The organism is Hydrogenophaga sp. (assembly GCF_031426985.1).
Classification (GTDB): Bacteria; Pseudomonadota; Gammaproteobacteria; order Burkholderiales; family Burkholderiaceae_C; genus Hydrogenophaga.
This window is the reverse complement of sequence record NZ_JASJOY010000228.1, coordinates 489-1,560: the sequence shown is the minus strand read 5'-3', so window position 1 is coordinate 1,560 and position 1,072 is coordinate 489. Positions and strand designations below refer to the sequence as shown.

The 1,072-nt window shown below is 67.7% G+C and carries 1 protein-coding gene and 1 pseudogene; one reads left to right on the top strand and one right to left on the bottom strand.

The genetic code is table 11. The features are described 5' to 3' along the window. Window positions 1-8: 8 nt before the first annotated feature. The gene (locus RMP09_RS23030; protein ID WP_310568307.1) at window positions 9-146 is read left to right on the top strand and encodes an acyl-CoA dehydrogenase family protein; all 138 of its coding nucleotides are present in this window, start codon (window positions 9-11) and stop codon (window positions 144-146) included. Window positions 147-272: 126 nt separating this feature from the next. On the opposite strand, the pseudogene RMP09_RS23025 reads toward RMP09_RS23030, so the two are convergent. Next, window positions 273-1,072 (bottom strand): annotated as a pseudogene (locus RMP09_RS23025) (hypothetical protein); the annotation flags it as partial.

Below are 1,072 nucleotides of genomic sequence, written 5' to 3'. Positions count from 1 at the left end.
ACATCGGCATGCAGATCATGGGTGGTGCCGGCTACTCCAACGAGTACGACATGCAGATGTTCTTCCGCGACTCGCGCGTCGGACCCATTGGCGGCGGCACCAGCGAGATCCAGCGCAACATCATCGCCAAGCAGATGGCCCTGTGATCTGCGAGGAGCGCACATAAAAAATGGCCTGCCGGGAAACCGGCAGGCCATTTCGTTTGGGGGTTGCCGCGGCGCGGCTCTCAGGTCCGCAGCAGCGCGATCCCCGCGCGCACGCCGTCCACGACCTCAACGCCGTTCGGCGGCAGCGTGCCCGGCGTGAAGCCGATGCGCTGCTTGCCAGCGCACGACCCAGTCGCCACCGCACCGAGGTCCTCGTAGTACCAGCCTTCGCCCGGCGCGCGCACTCCCCAGCACGGGCTCGGCCAGCGAGTGGAACTTCAGCACCACCTCCTCGTCCCGAAGCGGCTCCTGCGGCGAACCTCGCGGCGCCGATGCCGCCTGCTCAGTCACCCGCCCGGCGCAATCCGTGATCTCGATGCTGCATTGGTGGTAGTGCGTCAGCGCCGTGTCCGGCACCACGCGGATCCGTTCCATCATCGCGAGCACCTCCGGCCGCTGCAGTTGCTCACCCAGGGCGATGCTGTGCTCCGGCAAGATCACATCGGCGCCGCAGGCCACAAGGGCGAGGCAGTACTGCAGATGGAAGCGCGCATCGTTGGGCGAAATCGGCAGGCGGTCCTTGCTTACTACGTCGGCCACGTACGGTGCCACGCGAAGCGCGATGCGCATGTCCTGCAGCGCTCCGCCGCTTGCGCGCAGTTTTCCGAGGGCGTCGGCAGGAGCGTGCAAGTAGCCGCAGCAGGCGTGGAGCTTGCGGCGCGGCTGTGCCAGCGCCCAGCGGCCGTTCCAGGCGGCTGCATCGAAGCCGCCGGCGGTTGACGCGGTGGCGAAATAGCCCAACTTGCTGTCCAGCAGATCCACCGGCCCTGTCATGCCGGCGCGTGCGTAATGCGCTGCGGTGATGCCGACGTCGGCGGGCTGGGCGCCGAACAGGAGTGGTTTGACGGAGCCGCCGTTGCCGAAGA

What these genes read in the sequence shown, in the direction of transcription:
- RMP09_RS23030 (WP_310568307.1), top strand. Translation starts at nt 9, where the DNA reads ATGCAGATCATGGGTGGTGCCGGCTACTCCAACGAGTACGACATGCAG.